The sequence below is a fragment of the Streptomyces sp. NBC_00038 genome, from assembly GCF_026343635.1.
GTDB lineage: Bacteria > Actinomycetota > Actinomycetes > Streptomycetales > Streptomycetaceae > Streptomyces.
Genome location: NZ_JAPELQ010000001.1, coordinates 4,296,493 through 4,316,287, shown reverse-complemented (window position 1 = coordinate 4,316,287; position 19,795 = coordinate 4,296,493). Strand labels below are relative to the sequence as shown.

General features: G+C 70.6%; 15 protein-coding genes. 13 read left to right on the top strand and 2 right to left on the bottom strand.

The window, feature by feature from the left end; genetic code table 11:
* The first annotated feature begins 573 nt into the window (after positions 1-573).
* From OG219_RS19515 to OG219_RS19505, 3 genes are all read left to right on the top strand, one after another.
* Positions 574-837, top strand: coding sequence for a WhiB family transcriptional regulator (locus OG219_RS19515; RefSeq protein WP_003975777.1), 264 nt, complete (start codon positions 574-576; stop codon positions 835-837).
* A 241-nt stretch (positions 838-1,078) separates the two neighbouring features.
* A complete protein-coding gene (locus OG219_RS19510; protein ID WP_266828216.1) occupies positions 1,079-4,768 on the top strand; it encodes a glycosyltransferase in 3,690 nt (1,229 codons plus the stop codon).
* Complete coding sequence (locus tag OG219_RS19505) at positions 4,765-6,249, top strand: DUF5719 family protein (protein ID WP_266828215.1); 1,485 nt, start codon at positions 4,765-4,767, stop codon at positions 6,247-6,249. The genes OG219_RS19510 and OG219_RS19505 overlap by 4 nt, the downstream gene beginning before the upstream one ends.
* A 51-nt stretch (positions 6,250-6,300) precedes the next feature.
* On the opposite strand, the gene OG219_RS19500 is transcribed toward OG219_RS19505, so the two are convergent.
* On the bottom strand, positions 6,301-6,750 hold the full coding sequence (locus OG219_RS19500) for a metallopeptidase family protein (RefSeq protein WP_266836151.1): 450 nt from the start codon (positions 6,748-6,750) through the stop codon (positions 6,301-6,303).
* Positions 6,751-7,096: 346 nt separating this feature from the next.
* On the opposite strand from OG219_RS19500, the gene OG219_RS19495 reads away from it, so the two are divergent.
* The 9 genes from OG219_RS19495 (at position 7,097) to OG219_RS19455 (ending at position 17,319) form a co-directional block, all read left to right on the top strand.
* Entirely contained in the window at positions 7,097-7,528 is a 432-nt protein-coding gene (locus OG219_RS19495; protein ID WP_266836150.1) for a DUF3499 domain-containing protein, read from the top strand.
* A 202-nt stretch (positions 7,529-7,730) separates the two neighbouring features.
* Positions 7,731-9,347, top strand: a complete 1,617-nt coding sequence (locus tag OG219_RS19490; protein WP_266828214.1) for an L-lactate permease — start codon at positions 7,731-7,733, stop codon at positions 9,345-9,347.
* Between the two features lie 153 nt (positions 9,348-9,500).
* Positions 9,501-10,865, top strand: coding sequence for a phosphomannomutase/phosphoglucomutase (locus tag OG219_RS19485; protein WP_266828213.1), 1,365 nt, complete (start codon positions 9,501-9,503; stop codon positions 10,863-10,865).
* Between the two features lie 264 nt (positions 10,866-11,129).
* Positions 11,130-11,300: a Trm112 family protein gene (locus OG219_RS19480; RefSeq protein ID WP_266460674.1), complete on the top strand. Its 171-nt coding sequence runs from the start codon at positions 11,130-11,132 to the stop codon at positions 11,298-11,300.
* A gap of 29 nt (positions 11,301-11,329) precedes the next feature.
* Positions 11,330-12,457, top strand: a complete 1,128-nt coding sequence (locus OG219_RS19475) for an SIS domain-containing protein (RefSeq protein WP_266828212.1) — start codon at positions 11,330-11,332, stop codon at positions 12,455-12,457.
* Between the two features lie 89 nt (positions 12,458-12,546).
* Positions 12,547-13,698, top strand: a complete 1,152-nt coding sequence (gene manA / locus OG219_RS19470) for a mannose-6-phosphate isomerase, class I (RefSeq protein ID WP_266828211.1) — start codon at positions 12,547-12,549, stop codon at positions 13,696-13,698.
* A gap of 112 nt (positions 13,699-13,810) precedes the next feature.
* Positions 13,811-14,788: a cation diffusion facilitator family transporter gene (locus OG219_RS19465; protein ID WP_266828209.1), complete on the top strand. Its 978-nt coding sequence runs from the start codon at positions 13,811-13,813 to the stop codon at positions 14,786-14,788.
* Between the two features lie 323 nt (positions 14,789-15,111).
* Positions 15,112-16,569 carry an adenosylhomocysteinase gene (ahcY, locus tag OG219_RS19460; protein ID WP_266828207.1) on the top strand — a complete coding sequence of 486 codons (1,458 nt, stop codon included), beginning with the start codon at positions 15,112-15,114 and terminating at the stop codon, positions 16,567-16,569.
* A 99-nt stretch (positions 16,570-16,668) separates the two neighbouring features.
* Positions 16,669-17,319 (top strand): hypothetical protein, encoded by a 651-nt coding sequence (locus tag OG219_RS19455; protein WP_266828205.1) that lies wholly within the window; start codon positions 16,669-16,671, stop codon positions 17,317-17,319.
* A 43-nt stretch (positions 17,320-17,362) separates the two neighbouring features.
* Here OG219_RS19455 and OG219_RS19450 read toward each other — a convergent pair whose 3' ends face one another.
* Positions 17,363-18,361: an RDD family protein gene (locus OG219_RS19450; RefSeq protein ID WP_266828203.1), complete on the bottom strand. Its 999-nt coding sequence runs from the start codon at positions 18,359-18,361 to the stop codon at positions 17,363-17,365.
* A gap of 119 nt (positions 18,362-18,480) precedes the next feature.
* Between OG219_RS19450 and OG219_RS19445 the strand changes: the two genes are divergently transcribed.
* On the top strand, positions 18,481-19,488 hold the full coding sequence (locus OG219_RS19445) for a stage II sporulation protein M (protein WP_266828201.1): 1,008 nt from the start codon (positions 18,481-18,483) through the stop codon (positions 19,486-19,488).
* The last annotated feature ends 307 nt before the right edge of the window (positions 19,489-19,795 follow it).

Sequence of the window (19,795 nt, the reverse complement as noted above, 5' to 3'; positions counted from 1 at the left end):
AGCCGGAGCGCGGTACGGCTCAACAGCTGGGACAGCAACAACAGCTACAGCGAGCGCGGACAGCACCGTGGGACCCGGCGGTGCGGGTCGAGGTGAGCGCCAAGTTCGCGAGCATGCCCACAAGGACATCGGTTCACACTCCGACTGTCAACTTCATGCCCGCCAAGTGGGAGATGTTTCACCTCATCCGGTTCATCTCTCAGGCGAAAGGTTTGTTCAGTAGCCGCCCCGGACACATGGCGCACAACCGGGCGCACAAACCTCGCTGCGAGCCCGTGATCCGAATGTGATCCGGTTCGCTTCGTTGTTCGCGTCGGAACGAGATCGAACTCCTGCGCGTCCTTCCCTGTGAAGGGGGCGGGGGTCTGGCCTGGGCACCCTTCGGCTGTCAGGGTTTATGCCGATTTGAACACTTTCTGCATTGCCTTGGTTCCGCAGAGTGAATATGGGGCCCAATACCAGATCTCGGCTTGACTGGCCCGGATCGGCACACTTGTAATTTCACTCGTGTCGTTCAGCCGAAATCGGTGACGGCAGCATCACGGGGACGCGAAAGACAGACGAGGGGCGCACATGACCGAGCTGGTGCAGCAACTGCTGGTCGACGACGCGGACGAGGAACTCGGCTGGCAGGAGCGCGCGCTGTGCGCCCAGACCGACCCCGAGTCCTTCTTTCCCGAGAAGGGCGGCTCCACCCGCGAGGCCAAGAAGGTCTGCCTCGCCTGTGAGGTCCGTTCCGAGTGCCTCGAATACGCGCTCGCCAACGACGAACGGTTCGGCATCTGGGGCGGTCTGTCCGAGCGTGAACGACGCCGCCTGAAGAAAGCCGCCGTCTGAGCGTGACCGGCGCCGGCTGAGGGCTGACCGAAGGCTGATCGAAGAGGTGCGCCGTCCGACCGAACGGCGCACACCCCTACGTACCGATGCGTAACGAACGGCCCGTCGCAGGTGGGTTATCCACAGGCGGCGGGCCGCTGTGTTGCCCAGCCGTTAGTGTGGGCCCTCGTCCGAGACGTCACGCTGTCCCCGCCGGACACAGACGTCCACCGCAGTCCATCGAACCGGGGCCCGTACCTCGATGTCCGTGCAGAGCCATACGGCAGGCCAACACGACGCTGCCACTCCTGAGTTCCCGCGCCACGTGGTGACCGCGGTGCTCGTCTCCCATGACGGCGCCCGCTGGCTGCCCGAGGCGCTCGCCGGGCTGCTCGGCCAGGAGCGCCCCGTGCAGAACGCGGTGGCGGCCGACACCGGCAGCGCGGACGACTCCGCTCAGCTGCTCACCGAAGCGCTCGGCGCCGACCGCGTGGTGCACCTCGCCCGGCGCACCGGCTTCGGCCAGGCCGTCGAGGAGGCCACCCGCACCGCCGGTGTGCTCACCCCGGACGACCTGCCCTACCTGAAGCGCCCCAGCGGCTGGGATCCTGTCACCCGCACCTGGCGCGACGACGCGTACGACATGCCGGACCTCCCGCACGGCGAGCCCGAGCAGTGGCTGTGGCTGCTGCACGACGACTGCGCGCCCGAGCCGGACGCCCTGTCGCAGCTGCTGCGGGTCGTGGAGAACGAGGCGGAGCTCGGCAAGGAAGTCGCCGTGATCGGGCCCAAGCTCCGCGGCTGGTACGACCGCCGTGCGCTGCTCGAAGTCGGCGTCACCATCGCCAACTCCGGCCGCCGCTGGACCGGCCTCGACCGTCGCGAACAGGACCAGGGCCAGCACGACCACGTACACCCCGTGCTCTCCGTCTCCACCGCCGGAATGCTGATCCGGCGCGATGTCTTCGAGGAACTCGGCGGATTCGACCGCCGGCTGCCCCTGATGCGCGACGACGTCGACCTGTGCTGGCGCGCCCGGTCCGCGGGGCACAACGTCCTCGTCGCCCCCGAAGCGGTCGTCCGGCACGCCGAGGCCGCCTCCCGCGAGCGCCGCACCGTCGACTGCGTGGGCCGCACCTCCGCCTCCCCGCACAAGGTCGACAAGGCGGGCGCCGTCTACACCCTCCTCGTCAACGCCCGTACGGCACAGCTGCCCTGGATCCTGTTCCGGCTGGTCCTCGGCACAGTGCTGCGCACGGTCGCGTATCTCGTCGGCAAGGTTCCCGGACAGGCCGTGGACGAGATCCGCGGCCTCCTGGGGACGCTGCTGCGCCCCGAGCGGATCCTCGCGGGCCGCCGCAGGCGCGGCCGCCCGCAGGTCGACAAGGACGAGCTGCGCCCGCTGTTCCCGCCGCCGGGCGCGACCGTGCGGGCCACCATCGAGCAGGCCGCGGGCAGTCTCGTGGGCCGCTCCGACCCCGAGGCCACCGCCGGCGCCGGACGGCACGGCGGCGCGGTCGAGTCCGGGCCCGGCGGCGACGACGCCGACTTCCTGGAGGTCGAGCAGTTCGGCCGGGTCAAGCGCGTCGCGCGCAAGCCCGGACCCGTGCTCTTCGTCGCGCTGCTCTTCGTCTCGCTCATCGCGTGCCGCTCGCTGTTCGACACCGGGGCGCTCGCGGGCGGCGCGCTGCTGCCCGCGCCCGGTGACGCCTCCGAGCTCTGGTCGCGCTACCTCGACGGCTGGCACGCGGTGGGCGCGGGCGGCACACAGACGGCGCCGCCCTATCTGGCGCTCGTCGCGATGCTCTCCTCCCTCCTTCTCGGCTCCACCGGGCTCGCGGTCACCTTGCTCCTGGTGGCCTCCGTACCGCTGGCGGGCTTCACCGCGTACTTCGCCTCGCGGCCCCTCGTCGAGTCGCGCCTGCTGCGCGCCTGGGCGTCCGTCGTGTACGCCTTCCTGCCCGCCGCCACCGGCGCGCTCGCGGGCGGCCGCATCGGCACCTCCGTCCTCGCGATCCTGCTGCCGCTCCTCGCGCGCGGGGGCATCGCCGCGAGCGGGCTGACGAACTCCTCCGGCACGCGCGGCAGCTGGCGCGCCACCTGGGCGTACGCCCTGCTGCTGACGTTCACCACGGCCTTCACACCGATCGTGTGGCCCATCGCGCTGGTTCTCGGAATCGCACTCCTCGCAGTGCGCCGAAACGAGATCACCGCCTACGGACTGCGTTTTCTGGCCCAGCTCGGCACTCCGCTGCTGGTCCTCGCCCCCTGGTCACTGACGCTGCTCCCGTTCGGCTTCTTCAAGGAAGCCGGTCTGGAGTACGGGACCGGCTCGGCCTCCGCGCTCGATCTGCTCGGCGCCAGCCCCGGCGGCCCGGGGACCGTCAGCGGGCTGATGCTGATCGGCGTCGTCCTGGCCGCGCTGGCCGCCCTGCTGCGCACCCAGCGCCAGGCGGGGATCTGGGCGGCCTGGGCCGTCGCCCTGGTGGCACTCGTCTTCGCCGCGCTGTCCAACAGCTCCACCTGGGCCGGCCCTGCGACCCTCGTCTACGGCCTGGCACTGCTCGCAGCCGCCGCGCTCGGCGCCGACGGGGCACGCTCGCGCGTGGCCGAGCAGAGCTTCGGCTGGCGTCAGCCGGTGGCCGCGCTGATCGCGTTCACCGCCGCCGCGGGCCCGCTGCTCGTCGCCGCCGGCTGGATGATCGGCGGCGCCGACGGGCCCTTGGAGCGCCGCGACCCGGTGCAGGTGCCCGCGTTCGTCGCCGAGGAGAGCGGTACCCGCGACCAGGCCCGCACCCTCGTCCTCGACAGCCGGTCGACCGCCGAGGTCGGCTACACCCTCGTCCGCGGCTCCGGCGCCCGCCTCGGTGACGCCGAACTCGCGGTGGCGGACGGTGAGAACGAGAAGCTCGGCAAGGTGGTCGCCAACCTCGTGGCGGGCTCCGGCGCCGACCAGGCCGACGAGCTCGGCGGCTTCGCCGTGCGCTATGTCCTGGTCCACAAGGGCGCGCCCACCGAAATGACCAGTGTCCTGGACGCGACGCCCGGCCTGAGCAGGCTAAGCCAGCAGGACGGCAGCGCCCTGTGGCGCGTGGACCAGCAGGTCTCGCGCGCCGCCATCGTCCCCAAGTCCGGTGACCCGCAGTCCATCGCCGCCGGACCCGTCGAGCTGCACACCACCATCCCCGCCGGCGCCGACGGCCGCGTCCTGCGCCTGGCCGACACGGCCGACGAGGGCTGGACCGCGACCCTGGACGGCAAGCCGCTCACCCGCACCACGGTCGACGGCTGGGCGCAGGGTTTCGAACTGCCCACCGGCGGCGGCAAGCTGGACGTCACCTTCGAGGCACCGCTGAGCCACACCGCATGGCTGTGGGCGCAGGGCGCCCTCGCCGTCGTCCTCGTGGTGATGGCCCTTCCCGGACGCCGCCGTGACGTCGACGACGACCTCCCCGAGGAGGAGGTCGTCTCCGCCCAGGACGTCACCGGCGACGGCCGCCGCGCCCGCCGCCTGCGAGCCCAGGCGGAAGCCGATCAGGCCGATCAGGCAGTCGACACCGCCACCGACACCGCCGACGGTTTCCCTCTTCAGGAGGAGGAGATCCCGGTCGCTTCGGCCGCGGTCCCGCAGCAGCAGTCGTACGGCGAGTGGGACACCCCGAGCTACGCGAGCGCCGAGTACGGCACCTACGGCGGCGAGCAGTACCAGGGCCAGCAGCAGTACCAGGCCGGCACGTACGAGCAGCCCTACCAGGCGGATCCGTACCAGAGCGGCCAGTACGACCCGTACGCCTACGGGGGCACCACGCAGTACGAGCAGACGTACGACCAGGGCTACGACACGACCGGCCAGGGCTACGACCCGGCGTACGACCCGTCGGCGCAGCCCCCGATGCCCCCGCAGCCGCCGCACGGCACCGACAGTGAGCGCCCCGACGGGAGCCAGCAGTGAACCGCACCACCCTGTCCCTGATCGCCGGCACCACCGCGCTGGCCGCCGTCACCGGCTTCGCCGCGCTCAGCGCGCCGGACGCGTCGGGCGACAGCAGCGTGAAGACGGCCGCCCGGCTGCCCGTCGAGCGCACCAGCCTGCTCTGCCCGCAGCCGAGCACCTCCGACCTCGCCGAGACCGCGTACACGTCCTTCACGCCCGTCTCCGAGGGCACCGGCGACAGCGGCAAGGCCGAACTCCAGGTCGCGACCGAGGAGTCGGCGGACGGCGGCGCCGACGACAAGGCCGACAAGCCCGTTCTGGAGGTCGAGGAGCCCGGCAAGCCGGCCACCGGCGACAGTTCGGGCGCGGAGTCCCCGGCCCTGGTCGGCACCGCCGAGGGCAAGTTCGCGCCCGGCTGGACCGTCCAGGAGACAACGGAGGTCGCCGCGGGCACCGGCCGTGGCCTGCTCGGCACCAACTGCACCGCTCCGGACACCGAGTTCTGGTTCCCGGGCGCCAGCACCACCGAAGACCGCACCGACTATGTGCACTTGACCAACCCCGACGACTCCGCCGCCGTCGTCGACATCGAGCTGTACGGCAAGGACGGCACCCTCAAGTCCCCGCTGGGCGAGGGCATCACGGTCCAGCCGCACTCCAGCGACGCGATCCTCCTGAACACGCTCACGGGTGACCCGCAGACGGACCTCACCGTGCATGTGACGGTGCGCAGCGGCCGCGTGGGAGCGGCCGTGCAGGCCCTGGACGACAAGATCGGCGGCGACTGGCTGGCCGCCTCCACCGACCCGGCCGGCAGCCTCGTGCTGCCCGGCATCCCGAAGGACGCCACGTCCGTGCGCCTGGTCGCCTTCGTACCCGGCGACGCCGACGCCGATCTGAAGGTGCGCCTCGCCGCGCCCTCGGGCCTGATCACGCCCGCGGGCAACGAGACCCTGCACGTGAAGGCCGGCATGACGGCCGCCGTCGACCTCGGTGACCTGACGCGAGGCGAGGCGGGATCCCTGGTGCTCACGCCCACCGGCACGGCGGTGCCGGTCGTCGCCGCCCTGCGGGTCGTGCGCGGCAAGGGCGCCAAGCAGGAGACCGCGTTCATCCCCGCCACCGGCCCGGTCGTCGCGCGCGCGACGGTCGCCGACAACACCTCGAAGGCCTCCACGCTCGCCCTGACCGCCCCCGGCAAGGCCGCCGAGGTCAAGGTCACCGCGTCCGCGGGCAGCGAGGGAGGTACGGCGGTGACGAAGACGTTCACCATCAAGGGCGGGACTACGGAGAACATCGAGGCGCCGGTCCCGAGCGGCCTCAAGGGGACGTACGCGCTGACCGTGGAGCCGGTCTCCGGCGGTTCCGTCTACGCCTCCCGGATGCTCACCGCCGGCGTGAACGGCATCTCGGGCTTCACGGTCCAGACCCTTCCGGACGACCGCGGGACGGTGGCGGTGCCGGAGGCCGAGCAGGATCTTTCGGTGCTGCAGAAGTAGTGATCCAGCGGTGGTACGCCGGGGCGGTGCACGGCCCCGGCGGACCTCACTTCAGTCCTCGCCGTACCGCGGATCCACCGTCTCCGGGGTGAGCCCGAGCAGCTCAGCGACCTGTTCCACGACGACCTCGTGCACCAGGGCGGCGCGTTCGTCGCGGCCCTTGGTGCGGATCTCGACGGGGCGGCGGTAGACGACCACGCGCGCGGGATGGCCCTCACGGGCCGGGATCGTGCCGCCCAGGGGCACCGCCTCGTCGCTCCAGCCGTCTCCGGAGCCCTCCAGGCGGGGCACTTCGAGGACGATGAAGTCGATGTCGGCGAGCTGCGGCCAGCGCCGCTCCAGCCGCTCCACGGAGTCCTGCACCAGGTCCGCGAACACCTCGGCACGGCTCGCGGCCAGCGGTACCTGGGGTGGCGCGACGGGGCCACGCATGCCCCTGCCATGGCGGTCACGACGGCGGGGCCCTGGTGCGGCGGCGCGGGGAGGTACGGGGTTGTCCATCACTGACGAAGAGTAGTCCTCGTCAGGGTGGTGTGCCCGACCCCCACGCGGTGGACGGGAAGCGGTGCCGGATCTTGCTCCGTGGCCGTCGGCGATCTCGCTCCGTGCATTGCGGATGTCAGGCGGTGACCATCCCGGATGTCGCTGGATGACCATTCCGGCCAAGGTTGGGCTCGATTCCGTATCCCCCAAGACCGTCGCCCACATGGCAATTGACATGGTTTGCACCAAGTGGTGACCGGTTTCAGGTCTGTTCGGCATCGTGACACGTGATGTCGCCCCAGGTCAGGGCCGCGTGTACGGGCGTTCATGTGGGCGGTCTCACAGCACGACACGGTGGGGTGACCTGGGAGAGAGTCGTCGCGGCCCGCTCAAGAGTGCGGTACCGTCCAACGTCGTGAGCCCTGTACGTCGCTGTTCGCGCACCGCTTGCGGCCGTCCCGCCGTCGCGACGCTGACGTACGTCTACGCCGACTCGACCGCGGTCCTCGGCCCGCTCGCCACCTACGCCGAACCCCACTGCTACGACCTGTGTGCCGAGCACTCCGCACGCCTCACCGCCCCGCGCGGCTGGGAGGTCGTCCGGCTCGCCGACTCCTCGGGCCCCTCCCGCCCCACCGGTGACGATCTGGAAGCGCTCGCCAACGCGGTGCGTGAGGCGGCCCGTCCGCAGCAGCGTGCGGCGGGCGCCGGTGGCGGCGGCAGCGCGCGTACGGCGGACCCGATGGAGGTCGCGCGCCGCGGTCATCTGCGGGTGCTGCGCTCGCCGGACTCCTGAGCTCCGCCTACCCGGCCGCGCTCCGTTTCGCTGCCTGACCTGGTTGAACTGCCCCTCCCCGACGGGAACTTCACCTCCGTGCATGTTCCGTGCACGTTTCACTCAGCGGTGTACAAGTATTGACGCGCACTTGTCGCGGACACGACCATGCCTCCGCCCGTGAGAAACCGCTTTCCGCATCGCGGAATTCGAGGAGGCGCCCGTGTACGTCCAGGAACTGGAACCCGTGGCCGACTCGCTGGGCCTGTCCGCCCTCGTCGCGACCCTGCCCCTCGTCATCGTCCTGATCCTGCTCGGCGGCGTCCGCATGAAGGCGCACCGGGCCGGGCTGATCGGCCTCCTGGCCGCCGCACTGGTCGCCTGGCTCGCGTACGGCATGCCGGTCGGCCAGACGCTCTCCAGCGCCGCTCAAGGGGCCGTATTCGGCCTCTTCCCCATCCTGTGGATCGTCGTCAACGCCCTGTGGGTGTACCGGATGACGGTCCGCACCCGGCACTTCGACATCCTGCGCCGCTCCTTCGGGCGCCTGTCCGACGATCCGCGCATCCAGGCCCTCGTGGTCGCGTTCTGCTTCGGCGCACTCCTGGAAGCCCTCGCGGGCTTCGGCGCGCCCGTCGCGATCTGCTCGGTGATGCTGGTCGCCCTCGGCTTCGACCCGGTACGCGCCGCGGTGGTCGCACTGGTCGCCAACACCGCGCCGGTCGCCTTCGGAGCGATGGGCACCCCGGTCGTCACACTCGCCCAAGTCACCGGTCTGCCACTGGATTCCGTCGCCTCCGTAGTGGGCCGTCAGACACCGCTGCTGGCCCTCGTCGTACCGCTCGTGCTCGTCTTCCTGGTCGACGGGCGGCGCGGGCTGCGCGAGACCTGGGTGCCCGCCCTGGTGTGCGGGATCGCCTTCGCCGTCGCCCAGTTCGCCGCCTCCAACTACGTCTCCGCGCAACTCGCCGACATCGGAGCCGCCTTGGCGGGAGCGGGCGCCCTGGTCGCCGTACCGCACGCGCGCAGGCCCGCCGCCGAGCCCGTCCGCGTGGCGGTCCTGACCGGCGTACGCAGCGAGGACCTGGACGAGGAGGACCCGCGGCCCGAAGTCGTGCGCGCCTACTCCCCGTACGCGCTGATCGTCGTCATCTTCTCCATCGCCCAGATCCCCGCGGTGAAGGACTGGCTGGCCCAGGCGACGCGCGTCTTCGACTGGCCGTTCCTGAACGTGGTCAATCCGGACGGCGAGCCGGTCGGCGGCAATGTCTTCACGCTGCCGCTGGTGTCCACCGGCGGCACGCTCGTGCTGCTCGCCGGGCTGTGCACGGCCGTCGTACTCGGGGTGCACGCGCGCGTGGCGGTCAAGGAATGGGCCGCGACGGTGCACGAGTTGAGGTTCGCGATCCTCACCGTGACGTCCGTGCTGGCACTCGCCTACGTCATGAACCTCTCCGGACAGGCCGCCACGATCGGCCACTTCGTGGCGGCGGCCGGCGCGGGGCTCGCCTTCCTGTCACCGGTTCTGGGCTGGTTCGGCGTCGCCGTCTCCGGCTCCGACACCTCGGCGAACGCCCTCTTCGGTGCCCTCCAGGTGAGCGCGGCCAGGGAATCGGGACTGTCCCCCGAACTGCTCGCAGCAGGCAACAGCTCGGGCGGCGTCCTCGGCAAGATGATCTCGCCGCAGAACCTGACCATCGCCTGCGCGGCGGTCGGACTCGCGGGCCGCGAGGGCGACCTGCTGCGCAAAGTGCTTCCCTGGAGCATCGGGCTGCTGCTGATCATGTGCCTGATCGTGGCGGGGCAGAGTTCGCCGGTCCTCGGGTGGATGCTGCCCTGACAGGCGGGGGTCGGGATGCCGCGGCGTGTTACCCCCAGGTGACAAAGAGAGCCCGCAGGTGACGGACGCGCATCCGCTCAGCCACCCCCGGCCTGACTGTCGGTCCGGCCAGGTAGTTTGAGGCGACCGAATTGGATTTATGGAGGGTTGGTCGTGACTGCTGATCTGTCGCAGCTCGTGAAGGCGTACGACGTACGCGGTGTCGTCCCGGACCAGTGGGACGAGGCACTGGCCGAGCTGTTCGGAGCGGCCTTCGTCCAGGTGACAGGTGTGGACGCGATCGTCATCGGGTACGACATGCGGCCCTCGTCGCCCGGTCTGTCGCGCGCCTTCGCGCGCGGTGCGGCGGCGCGCGGTGTCGACGTCACCGAGATCGGACTGTGCTCGACGGACCAGCTCTACTACGCGTCGGGTGCGTTCGACCTGCCGGGCGCCATGTTCACGGCCTCGCACAACCCCGCCCAGTACAACGGCATCAAGATGTGCCGGGCGGGCGCGTCCCCGGTCGGGCAGGACACCGGTCTCTCCGAGATCCGCGGCCTCGTCGAGTCCTGGCTCGACTCGGGCGCCCCTGCGCCCTCGGACGTGACACCGGGAACGATCACGCAGCGTGACACGTTGGAGGATTACGCGGCGCACCTCCGCGGCCTCGTCGACCTGACCTCCATCCGCCCCCTGAAGGTCGTCGTCGACGCGGGCAACGGCATGGGCGGGCACACGGTCCCGACCGTCTTCGACGGACTGCCCCTCGACCTGGTCCCGATGTACTTCGAGCTGGACGGCACGTTCCCGAACCACGAGGCGAACCCGCTCGACCCGGCGAACATCGTCGACCTCCAGAAGCGCGTCCGCGAGGAGGGCGCCGACCTCGGCATCGCCTTCGACGGCGACGCCGACCGCTGCTTCGTCGTCGACGAGCAGGGCGACCCGGTCTCGCCCTCCGCGATCACGGCGCTCGTGGCCGCCCGCGAACTCGCCAAGCACCCCGGCGGCACGGTCATCCACAACCTCATCACCTCCTGGTCGGTGCCCGAGGTCGTACGGGAGAACGGCGGCACCCCGGTCCGCACCCGCGTCGGCCACTCCTTCATCAAGGCCGAGATGGCCACCTCCGGCGCGATCTTCGGCGGCGAGCACTCCGCGCACTACTACTTCCGCGACTTCTGGAACGCGGACACGGGCATGCTCGCCGCCCTCCACGTCCTCGCCGCCCTCGGCGGCCAGAACGGCCCGCTCTCCCAACTCGTCGCCGAGTACGACCGCTACGCCGGCTCCGGCGAGATCAACTCCACGGTCGACGACCAGACGGCCCGCCTCACCGCGATCAAGGCCACCTACGAGGGCCGCGAGGGCATCACCCTCGACGAACTCGACGGCCTCACCGTCACCGCCGCCGACTGGTGGTTCAACGTCCGCCCCTCCAACACGGAGCCCCTGCTCCGCCTCAACGCGGAGGCACGCGACGCGGCGACGATGGAGCAGGTGCGGGACGAGGTCCTGAAGATCATCAGGGGCTGATCCTCTCAGCCCGTCCGGCGTTTGAGGACGAGGCCGTCCAGGCCGATACGGGGGTCTGGGGGCGGAGCCCCCAGGAACGGGACGGGTAGGGGCGGAGGGGGCGAAAACCCCACCCACCCCGGCCCGCACCCGGCCCGCACCTGGTCAGCACCCCTGAGCGCACCCCCGAGCGCACCCCCTCCAAGCCAGCGCCGCGCCCCCGCACACAGCCCCCCACAGCGGTACCCTGACCAGGCCGCATCCACCTGTTCGGAAGGACACCCCATGCCGCTCGAAGCCGGCCTCCTGGAGATCCTCGCCTGCCCGGCCTGCCACGCCCCGCTCAAGGAGCAGGAGAGCGAGCTGATCTGCACGGGCAACGACTGCGGCCTCGCGTACCCCGTCCGGGACGGCATCCCCGTACTGCTCGTCGACGAGGCCCGCCGCCCCGCGTAACGACGACCGGCGATCGGAGGCTGCCGCCCATGCTCGACGAATCGCTGCTCGACACCCCCGAGGCACTGGCCCAGGCGGACCGCCGCGGCCTCCTCAGGGGGGCCGCCGAAGCAGGCGCCCACGTGCGCACCGCCGCCCGGCACGCCGCCGAGGCCGGCATCGCGGAGCTCAAGCCGGACGGCCGCCCCCGCGCCGTCCTGATCGCCGGCCCAGGCACCGCGGCCACCTGCGTCGCCGACCTGCTCGGCACCCTGGCCGGCGCGGGCTGCCCGGTCACCCGGCTGAGCCCCACCGGCGTCGCCCCCGCCGCCGGTGCCCTGCGCTGGGAGCTCCCCGGCTGGGCGGGCCCCGTGGACCTTCTCCTGGTCGCCACCCCCGACGGCTCCGAGCCGGGCCTCGAGCTGCTGATCGAGCAGGCCTACCGCCGCGGCTGCTCCGTCGCCGCCGTGGCCCCGGCCCAGTCCCCGCTGTCCGAGGCGGTGGACGGCGCACACGGCCTCTTCGTAGCCCTGGCGACGACCCCGTACGAGCAGGACGAGCCCGTGGCCGCGTCCGCCCCCGGCGTCCTGTGGGCGCTGCTCACCCCGCTGCTCGCGCTCCTCGACCGCACCGGCCTGCTCACGGCGCCCCCGGAGGCCATCCAGAAGGTCGCCGACCGCCTCGACGGTGTCGCCGAGCGCTGCGGCCCGGCGATCGCGACGTACAGCAACCCCGCCAAGACCCTCGCCGCCGAACTGGCCGAGGCGCTACCGGTGATCTGGACCGAGGGCTCGTCCGCGGGCCCGGCGGGCCGCCGCTTCGCCGCCACACTCGCCGAACTGGCCGGACGCCCCGTGCTCACCGCCGAGTTGCCCGAGGCGCTCGTCGCGCACACCGCGCTGCTGGCCGGCGCGCTGGCCGCCGGCGCCGACCCCGACGACTTCTTCCGCGACCGCGTCGAGGAGCAACAGGCCATCCACGCGCGCGTGGTGCTCCTCCGCGACCGCCCGACAGGCGGCCTCACCGCCGCCCCGGCCGCCCGCGAACTCGCCCTCAGTCACGACACCGCGATCAGCGAACTCGAACCCGAGGAGGGCGGCGAGCTGGAGACCCTCGCGGAACTGATCGCCATCACGGATTTCGCCGCCGTTTACCTGGCGCTCGCTTCAGGGGCCTGATCTGGACGCACACGGGGCAGCCCACAACGGACCCCGGCATGGCGACAAACGCCCGCTGAGCAGCGTACGTATGGAGAAAACAACACACTATGGACCGCCTCGACAACACCATCCGCCCCTACGCCTGGGGTTCGACCACCGCCATCCCGCGGCTGCTCGGCGTGGAGCCGACCGGTGAACCGCAGGCGGAGATGTGGATGGGCGCCCACCCGGGCGCACCCTCGCGCACCGAACGCGGTCCCCTCACCGAGGTCATCGCAGAGGACCCCGAGAAGGAACTCGGCCCCGCGGCCGTCGCCAAGTTCGGCCCCCGCCTGCCGTTCCTCCTGAAGATCCTCGCCGCGGGCGCCCCCCTCTCCCTCCAGGTGCACCCCAACCTCGAACAGGCGAGAGAGGGTTACGAGGACGAGGAGAGCCGCGGCATCCCGGTCGACGCCCCGCACCGCAACTACAAGGACGCCAACCACAAGCCCGAACTGATCTGCGCCCTCACGGAGTTCGACGGCCTGTGCGGCTTCCGCGCCCCCGACGAGGCCGCCGAACTGCTCGCCGGCCTGGACGTCGACTCCCTCAAGCCGTACGTCGACCTGCTGCACGCCCACCCCGAAGAGGCCGCCCTGCGCGAGGTCCTCACGGCGCTGCTGACCGCAGACCCGGACGACATGGCCCACACGGTCAGAGAGGCGGCGACGGCCTGCACCCGCCTCGGCGGCTCCTACGCCCCGTACGCCGACATCGCCCACCACTACCCGGGCGACCCCGGCGTCATCGCAGCGATGCTCCTCAACTACGTCCAACTGCAGCCCGGAGAGGCCCTGTTCCTCGGCGCCGGCATCCCGCACGCGTACCTGAACGGCCTGGGCGTCGAAATCATGGCCAACAGCGACAACGTCCTGCGCTGCGGCCTGACCCCCAAGCACGTCGACGTCCCCGAACTCCTGCGCGTCGTCCGCTTCGAGGCGAGCGACCCCGGCGTACTGCGCCCGGAGGCGTCCCCCGACGGCGAGGAGGTCTACGCGACCCCCATCGACGAGTTCCGCCTCTCCCGGTTCGTGCTGCCCCAGGACGCCGCCCCGCACGACCTCACCGCCGCGACCCCGCAGATCCTGCTGTGCACGGCGGGTTCCGTACGAGCGGACGGCAGCACGCTCGGCCCCGGCGAGTCCGTCTTCGTACCGGCAGGCGAAAAGGCCGAAGTGTCTGGTCCTGGCACGATTTTCCGCGCGACCGTAGTGGCCTGATGTGACCACTGTGGCGACCTGACGCGCCGTTGTCCGAGCGGACTGCAACAATGGCCCACTGGCAAAAGGCAGGCAAAGCCCTGGACGGCGTACGAAGGGACAGCAGGAGCACATGAGCGCTTCAGGCGGCACCAAGGCGATCGTGGCGGCACTCGCCGCCAATCTCGCGATCGCGGTAGCGAAGTTCGTCGCGTTCCTCTTCAGCGGTTCGTCGTCGATGCTCGCGGAGTCCGTGCACTCGCTCGCCGACTCCGGCAACCAGGGCCTTCTCCTGCTCGGCGGCAAGAAGGCCCAGCGCGAGGCGACCCCGCAACACCCCTTCGGCTACGGCCGCGAGCGCTACATCTACGCCTTCCTCGTCTCCATCGTCCTCTTCTCGGTCGGCGGCATGTTCGCGATCTACGAGGGCTACGAGAAGATCAAGCACCCGCATGAGATCGAGGCCTGGTACTGGCCGGTGGGTGTCCTCGTCTTCGCGATCATCGCGGAGTCCTTCTCCTTCCGGACGGCCATCAAGGAGTCCAACCCGCTGCGCGGCAAGAAGTCGTGGAAGGAATTCGTCCGCCACGCCAAGGCCCCCGAGCTGCCGGTCGTGCTCCTGGAGGACCTCGGCGCACTGGTGGGTCTGATCCTGGCGCTGTTCGGCGTCAGCCTCGCCCTCGCCACCGGCGACGGCGTCTGGGACGGCATCGGCACGCTCTGCATCGGCATCCTGCTCATCGTGATCGCGCTGGTCCTCGCCGTGGAGACCAAGTCCCTCCTGCTGGGCGAATCCGCGGGCCTCGAAGAGGTCGAGAAGATCGAGGCCGCCATCGTCGACGGCGAGACGGTCACCGGCATCATCCACATGCGCACCCTCCACCTCGGCCCGGAGGAACTCCTGGTCGCCGCCAAGATCGCGGTCCAGCACGACGACACGGCCACCGAGGTCGCCTCCGCGATCAACGCCGCCGAGTCCCGCATCCGCGAGGCCGTCCCGATCGCCCGCGTCATCTACCTCGAGCCCGACATCTACAACGAGGCAGAGGCAGCGAAGGGCCCGGACCGCGAGGCGACACCGGGCGGCCCGGCGCATCCCGCCGAGCACTGATTCCTCCTTCTTTTACGTCGCCGGGGCCCGTCCGAAGTTCGGACGGGCCCCGGCCCGTTGGGCCCGATGTCCGGAGGCGGACTGGGGAGGGCAGGGCCCACCGGTGTAGCTTGGTGGTTGAGCCAGACGTCGCTGCTGATGGCGGTCGGGCGGTCCCACCGCGGACCGGCCGAGGGAGAGAGGGCCTCCGACGACTGCGCTGCGCGCACCGGCACAGCCGTGCCCTGCCGGGCCTTCGTGCCCAGCCCGGGCATGCGCATGCCCGCCGCCGCGCAGACAGCCGTACCACCTCGCCCCAATCCCGATCTGAGGAGCAGCTCGACATGACGACTGTCGACAGCCGACAGGACTTCAAAGTCGCCGACCTCTCCCTGGCCGCCTTCGGCCGCAAGGAGATCACCCTCGCCGAGCACGAGATGCCCGGCCTGATGTCGATCCGCAAGGAGTACGCCGAGGCGCAGCCCCTCGCGGGCGCCCGCGTCACCGGCTCTCTGCACATGACCGTGCAGACCGCCGTCCTCATCGAGACCCTGGTCGCCCTCGGCGCCGAGGTCCGCTGGGCCTCCTGCAACATCTTCTCCACCCAGGACCACGCGGCCGCCGCCATCGCGGTCGGCCCGAACGGTACGCCCGAGGACCCGCAGGGCGTCCCGGTCTTCGCCTGGAAGGGCGAGACCCTGGAGGAGTACTGGTGGTGCACGGAGCAGGCCCTGACCTGGCCGAGCACCCCGACCGGCGGCCCGAACATGATCCTGGACGACGGCGGCGATGCCACCATGCTCGTCCACAACGGCGTCGAGTACGAGAAGGACGGCAAGGTCCCCTCCGCCGACACCGCCGAGTCCGAGGAGCACCGCGTCGTCCTCGAGCTCCTGACCCGCACCATCACCGACGGCTCGCAGAAGTGGACCCAGCTCGCCTCGGAGATCCGCGGCGTGACCGAGGAGACCACGACCGGCGTCCACCGTCTCTACGAGATGCACCGCGACGGCACCCTGCTGTTCCCGGCGATCAACGTGAACGACGCCGTCACCAAGTCGAAGTTCGACAACAAGTACGGCTGCCGCCACTCCCTGATCGACGGCATCAACCGCGCCACCGACGTCCTCATCGGCGGCAAGACCGCGGTCGTCTTCGGCTACGGCGACGTGGGCAAGGGCTGCGCGGAGTCCCTGCGCGGACAGGGCGCCCGCGTCATCGTCACCGAGATCGACCCGATCTGCGCGCTGCAGGCGGCGATGGACGGCTACCAGGTCACCACCCTCGACGAGGTCGTCGACAAGGCGGACATCTTCGTCACCACGACGGGCAACAAGGACATCATCATGGCCGCCGACATGGCCAAGATGAAGCACCAGGCGATCGTGGGCAACATCGGTCACTTCGACAACGAGATCGACATGGCCGGCCTGGCGCAGATCGACGGCATCGTCAAGGACGAGGTCAAGCCGCAGGTCCACACCTGGACGTTCCCCGACGGCAAGGTCCTCATCGTGCTGTCCGAGGGCCGCCTGCTGAACCTGGGCAACGCCACCGGTCACCCCTCGTTCGTGATGTCCAACTCGTTCGCGGACCAGACGCTGGCCCAGATCGAGCTGTTCACCAAGCCCGAGGAGTACCCGACCGACGTGTACGTGCTGCCCAAGCACCTGGACGAGAAGGTCGCCCGCCTCCACCTCGACGCGCTCGGCGTGAAGCTGACGACGCTCCGCCCGGAGCAGGCCGCCTACCTCGGCATCGAGGTCGAGGGCCCGTACAAGTCGGACCACTACCGCTACTGAGCTCCCCGCCGAGCAGCGGTACCACCGCTCGGCGTACGGATGTCAGCAGGCCCTCGCCGTCACGGCGGGGGCCTGTCCCCGATGAGGACCTGAACCCCCATGCCCCGCGGCCGCTATTCGCTCCATGATCCGCACGATCACACCCCCCTCGCCGAAGAACACTTCCACTGCGCGCCCGGCCCCTCCGGCTGGCGCTACGTCTCCCAACTCACCACCCCCTCCGGCAGGGGGTCTGGGGGTGTCCCCCAGAAAGGCACAGTCGCCGGCTCCGTCGACCTCGCCCTCGACGACCTCGGCCGCCCCATCCGTCTCGAACTGAACGCCGCGAGCTGGCAGGTCCGCGGCGCCGCGATCGACGGCGTCACCTGGGTCCGCACCGACCCCACGGGAACGCAGGCCACCGAAGGCAACGTCCGCGCCCACGCCTTCACCGGCTCGTCCCCGGCGTTCCTCATCGCCACCGCACGTCTCCTTCGCCTCACCCCCTCCACCCCCACCTCCGCGACCCGCGTACGCCTCGTCGCCTTCACGGACCCGGTCCTCGCCCCGCGCACCCTCGACCAGTCCTGGGCCTTGATCTCGAGAGAAACACACGCCACTGACAACGGCCCCCTGACCGTGGACGAATACCAGGTCACAGCCCTGGACACCGGTGAACAGCACGCCGTACACATCGCGGGGGACGTGGTGCTCGCGGCCCCCGGCATCGAACTGGAACACCTCGAGTCACCCCCGTCGGTCTTCGCCTGACGAGATCCCCGCGCTGTTCTCCGCCCGGCGTCGACACCGGTGATTACGCGGGTGGCGCGAAACCGGTCGAGGGACGGTCGGCCTGGTCTTGCCGCGGCGCGGCGGGCGGTGGTTGGACGGGCAGCGGTGCAATGTCCTGGGGCGACTGAGGTGCCGGCGACGCCTGTGGTGACGGGGTTCCCGGAACCGTCGGCGGATAGGGGTAGGCGCCTGGTTGCAGCGGTGCAGGTCCGACGGCGCCCGGCATCGGCATCACTTGCCCACCCGGGCCACCGTGCGTGCCCACGGCGACGCCACCGCCAAAGGATCGCCGAGCTTCCCGCGCCTGCCGCTCCTGCACCACGGCAGCCAGGAACGCGGCCGGCGGGACCCCATGCGGCGCCGGAGTCCCCGTACGGGCGGCCAGATCCAGCGCGAGCCGCTCCGCCATCGCCCCACCGACCTGCGGATCCAACTGCTGCATACGCGTCAGGTACTGCCGGATGGCCAACCACAAGCCGTCCGGAACCGCGGACAGATCAAGCTCGGTGAATCGCCCCGCCAGCCAGGGCGGCGGTGGTGGCACGAAAGACGTGCGGCCGGCCGGGATCCTTTCCCGTACGACAAGGGTCCCCGCGAACACGTCACCGAGCCGCCGCCCGCGCGCCGATACGAGCGAGGCGATGCACGCGACGATCCCGAACGTCATCAGAAGCTCGACCACACCGACGGCACCGCGCACCAGCGCATGCCGGAACCGGATCGGCCCGCCGTCGTCCCGCACCACCCGCAGCCCGAACGCGAGCTTCCCCAGCGAACGACCGTGGCTGAGTGTCTCCACCGCGATCGGCCCGCCCACCAGCACGAGAAGGAAGGTCGCGATCGTGACCGCCACCTGCGCCGCTTCGTCCAGCGCAGCCGTCGCGGCCACCAAGCCGATGGTCACGAGGACATAGACAGTCATCGTCACGACCAGGTCCAGCAAGACGGCCAGCGCCCGGCTCGGCAGTTTCGCGGGGCGCAGTTCCAGCGCCACCGCCTCGCCCGTCACTAGCTCACTCACGCTTGCCGTCCTTCCCCTGACCTGCCTTGAGAACGGCCAGTCTGCCAAGCTGAGCGCACATCGCGCCCCAGTACGACAAGCTGACACTTACGACGAGCAGCCGAGGAGCAGCCAACCAGATGGACCTCGACGTCTTCGTGTCCGCCCACCGCGCCGAGTGGGACCGGCTCGACGCACTGATCCGCCGCCAACGCCGCCTCACCGGGGCCGAGGCCGACGAACTCGTCGCCCTGTACCAACGCACCGCCACCCACCTCTCCCTGATCCAGTCCAGCGCCCCGGACCCTCAGCTGATGGGCCGCCTCAGTCAACTGGTGGCACGCGCGCGTAGTGCCGTGACAGGCACCCGCCGCGCCTCCTGGCGCGATGTCATCCGCTTCCTGACGCACGGTTTCCCGGCAGCGGTCTACCGCTCGCGCCATTGGTGGGTTCCCACCGCTCTCCTGTCCACCCTGGTCGCGGCCCTACTGGGATGGTGGATCGGTACACACCCCGAGGTCCAGTCCTCGATCGCGGCACCCAGTGAACTGCGCGAGCTCACTCGCCCCGGTGGCCAGTACGAGACCTACTACTCCAGCCACCCCGCCGCGTCCTTCGCTGCCCAGGTGTGGACGAACAACGCCCAGGCTGCCGCGATGTGCCTGGTCCTGGGCGTCTTCCTGGGCCTCCCGGTCATCTGGATCCTCTTCGAGAACATGCTCAACCTTGGTGTCGGCATCGGTCTGATGTCCTCGGCCGGCCGCCTCGACACCTTCCTGGGCCTCGTCCTCCCGCACGGCCTCCTGGAACTGACGGCGGTCTTCGTCGCCGCGGGCACAGGTCTGCGACTGGGCTGGACCCTGATCGACCCGGGCCCCCGCCCCCGCCGCACGGCACTCGCTGAAGAAGGCCGAGCCGCCCTGGGCATGGCGATAGGCCTGGCCCTGATCCTCTTTGTCTCAGGCGCCATCGAAGGCTTCGTCACGCCGTCCGGACTCCCCACCTGGGCCCGTATCGGCATCGGAATCGCGGCTGAACTGGCCTTCCTCACGTACGTCTTTGTACTGGGCGGTCGTGCGGCACGCGCCGGTGAAACCGGCGACGTCGACGAGGACGAGCGCAGCGCCGTCCTCCCGACGGCTGCCTGATGTGCGGCCACCCTCGCTGACCTGCTAGTCTCCTTTTCGCCCCACAAGAACCGTTGACACGGGACGAGCGGGGAGGTAGATTCGAACAGTTGCCTAGAACTGGACAGCTCCAGTGGCAGCGGTTAGGGTCTGCCTGCTTCTGGAAACGTCGATTTCCAAGAGGCCCCTCCCGATGATTCAGAAATGGATGCCGGTCAGTTCGGCCCAAAACTTCTGATAAAGTCGGAACCGCCGGAAAGGGAAACGCGAAAGCGGAAACCTGGAAAGCGCCGAGGAAATCGGATCGGGAAACGGTCTGATAGAGTCG

Coding starts and splice junctions, on each gene's coding strand:
- OG219_RS19480 (WP_266460674.1), top strand. CDS start 11,130: ATGCCGCTCGAAGCCGGCCTCCTGGAGATCCTCGCCTGCCCGGCCTGC.
- OG219_RS19515 (WP_003975777.1), top strand. CDS start 574: ATGACCGAGCTGGTGCAGCAACTGCTGGTCGACGACGCGGACGAGGAA.
- OG219_RS19445 (WP_266828201.1), top strand. CDS start 18,481: ATGGACCTCGACGTCTTCGTGTCCGCCCACCGCGCCGAGTGGGACCGG.
- OG219_RS19500 (WP_266836151.1), bottom strand. CDS start 6,750: ATGGACAACCCCGTACCTCCCCGCGCCGCCGCACCAGGGCCCCGCCGT.
- OG219_RS19510 (WP_266828216.1), top strand. CDS start 1,079: ATGTCCGTGCAGAGCCATACGGCAGGCCAACACGACGCTGCCACTCCT.
- manA (WP_266828211.1), top strand. CDS start 12,547: ATGGACCGCCTCGACAACACCATCCGCCCCTACGCCTGGGGTTCGACC.
- OG219_RS19475 (WP_266828212.1), top strand. CDS start 11,330: ATGCTCGACGAATCGCTGCTCGACACCCCCGAGGCACTGGCCCAGGCG.
- OG219_RS19455 (WP_266828205.1), top strand. CDS start 16,669: ATGCCCCGCGGCCGCTATTCGCTCCATGATCCGCACGATCACACCCCC.
- ahcY (WP_266828207.1), top strand. CDS start 15,112: ATGACGACTGTCGACAGCCGACAGGACTTCAAAGTCGCCGACCTCTCC.
- OG219_RS19465 (WP_266828209.1), top strand. CDS start 13,811: ATGAGCGCTTCAGGCGGCACCAAGGCGATCGTGGCGGCACTCGCCGCC.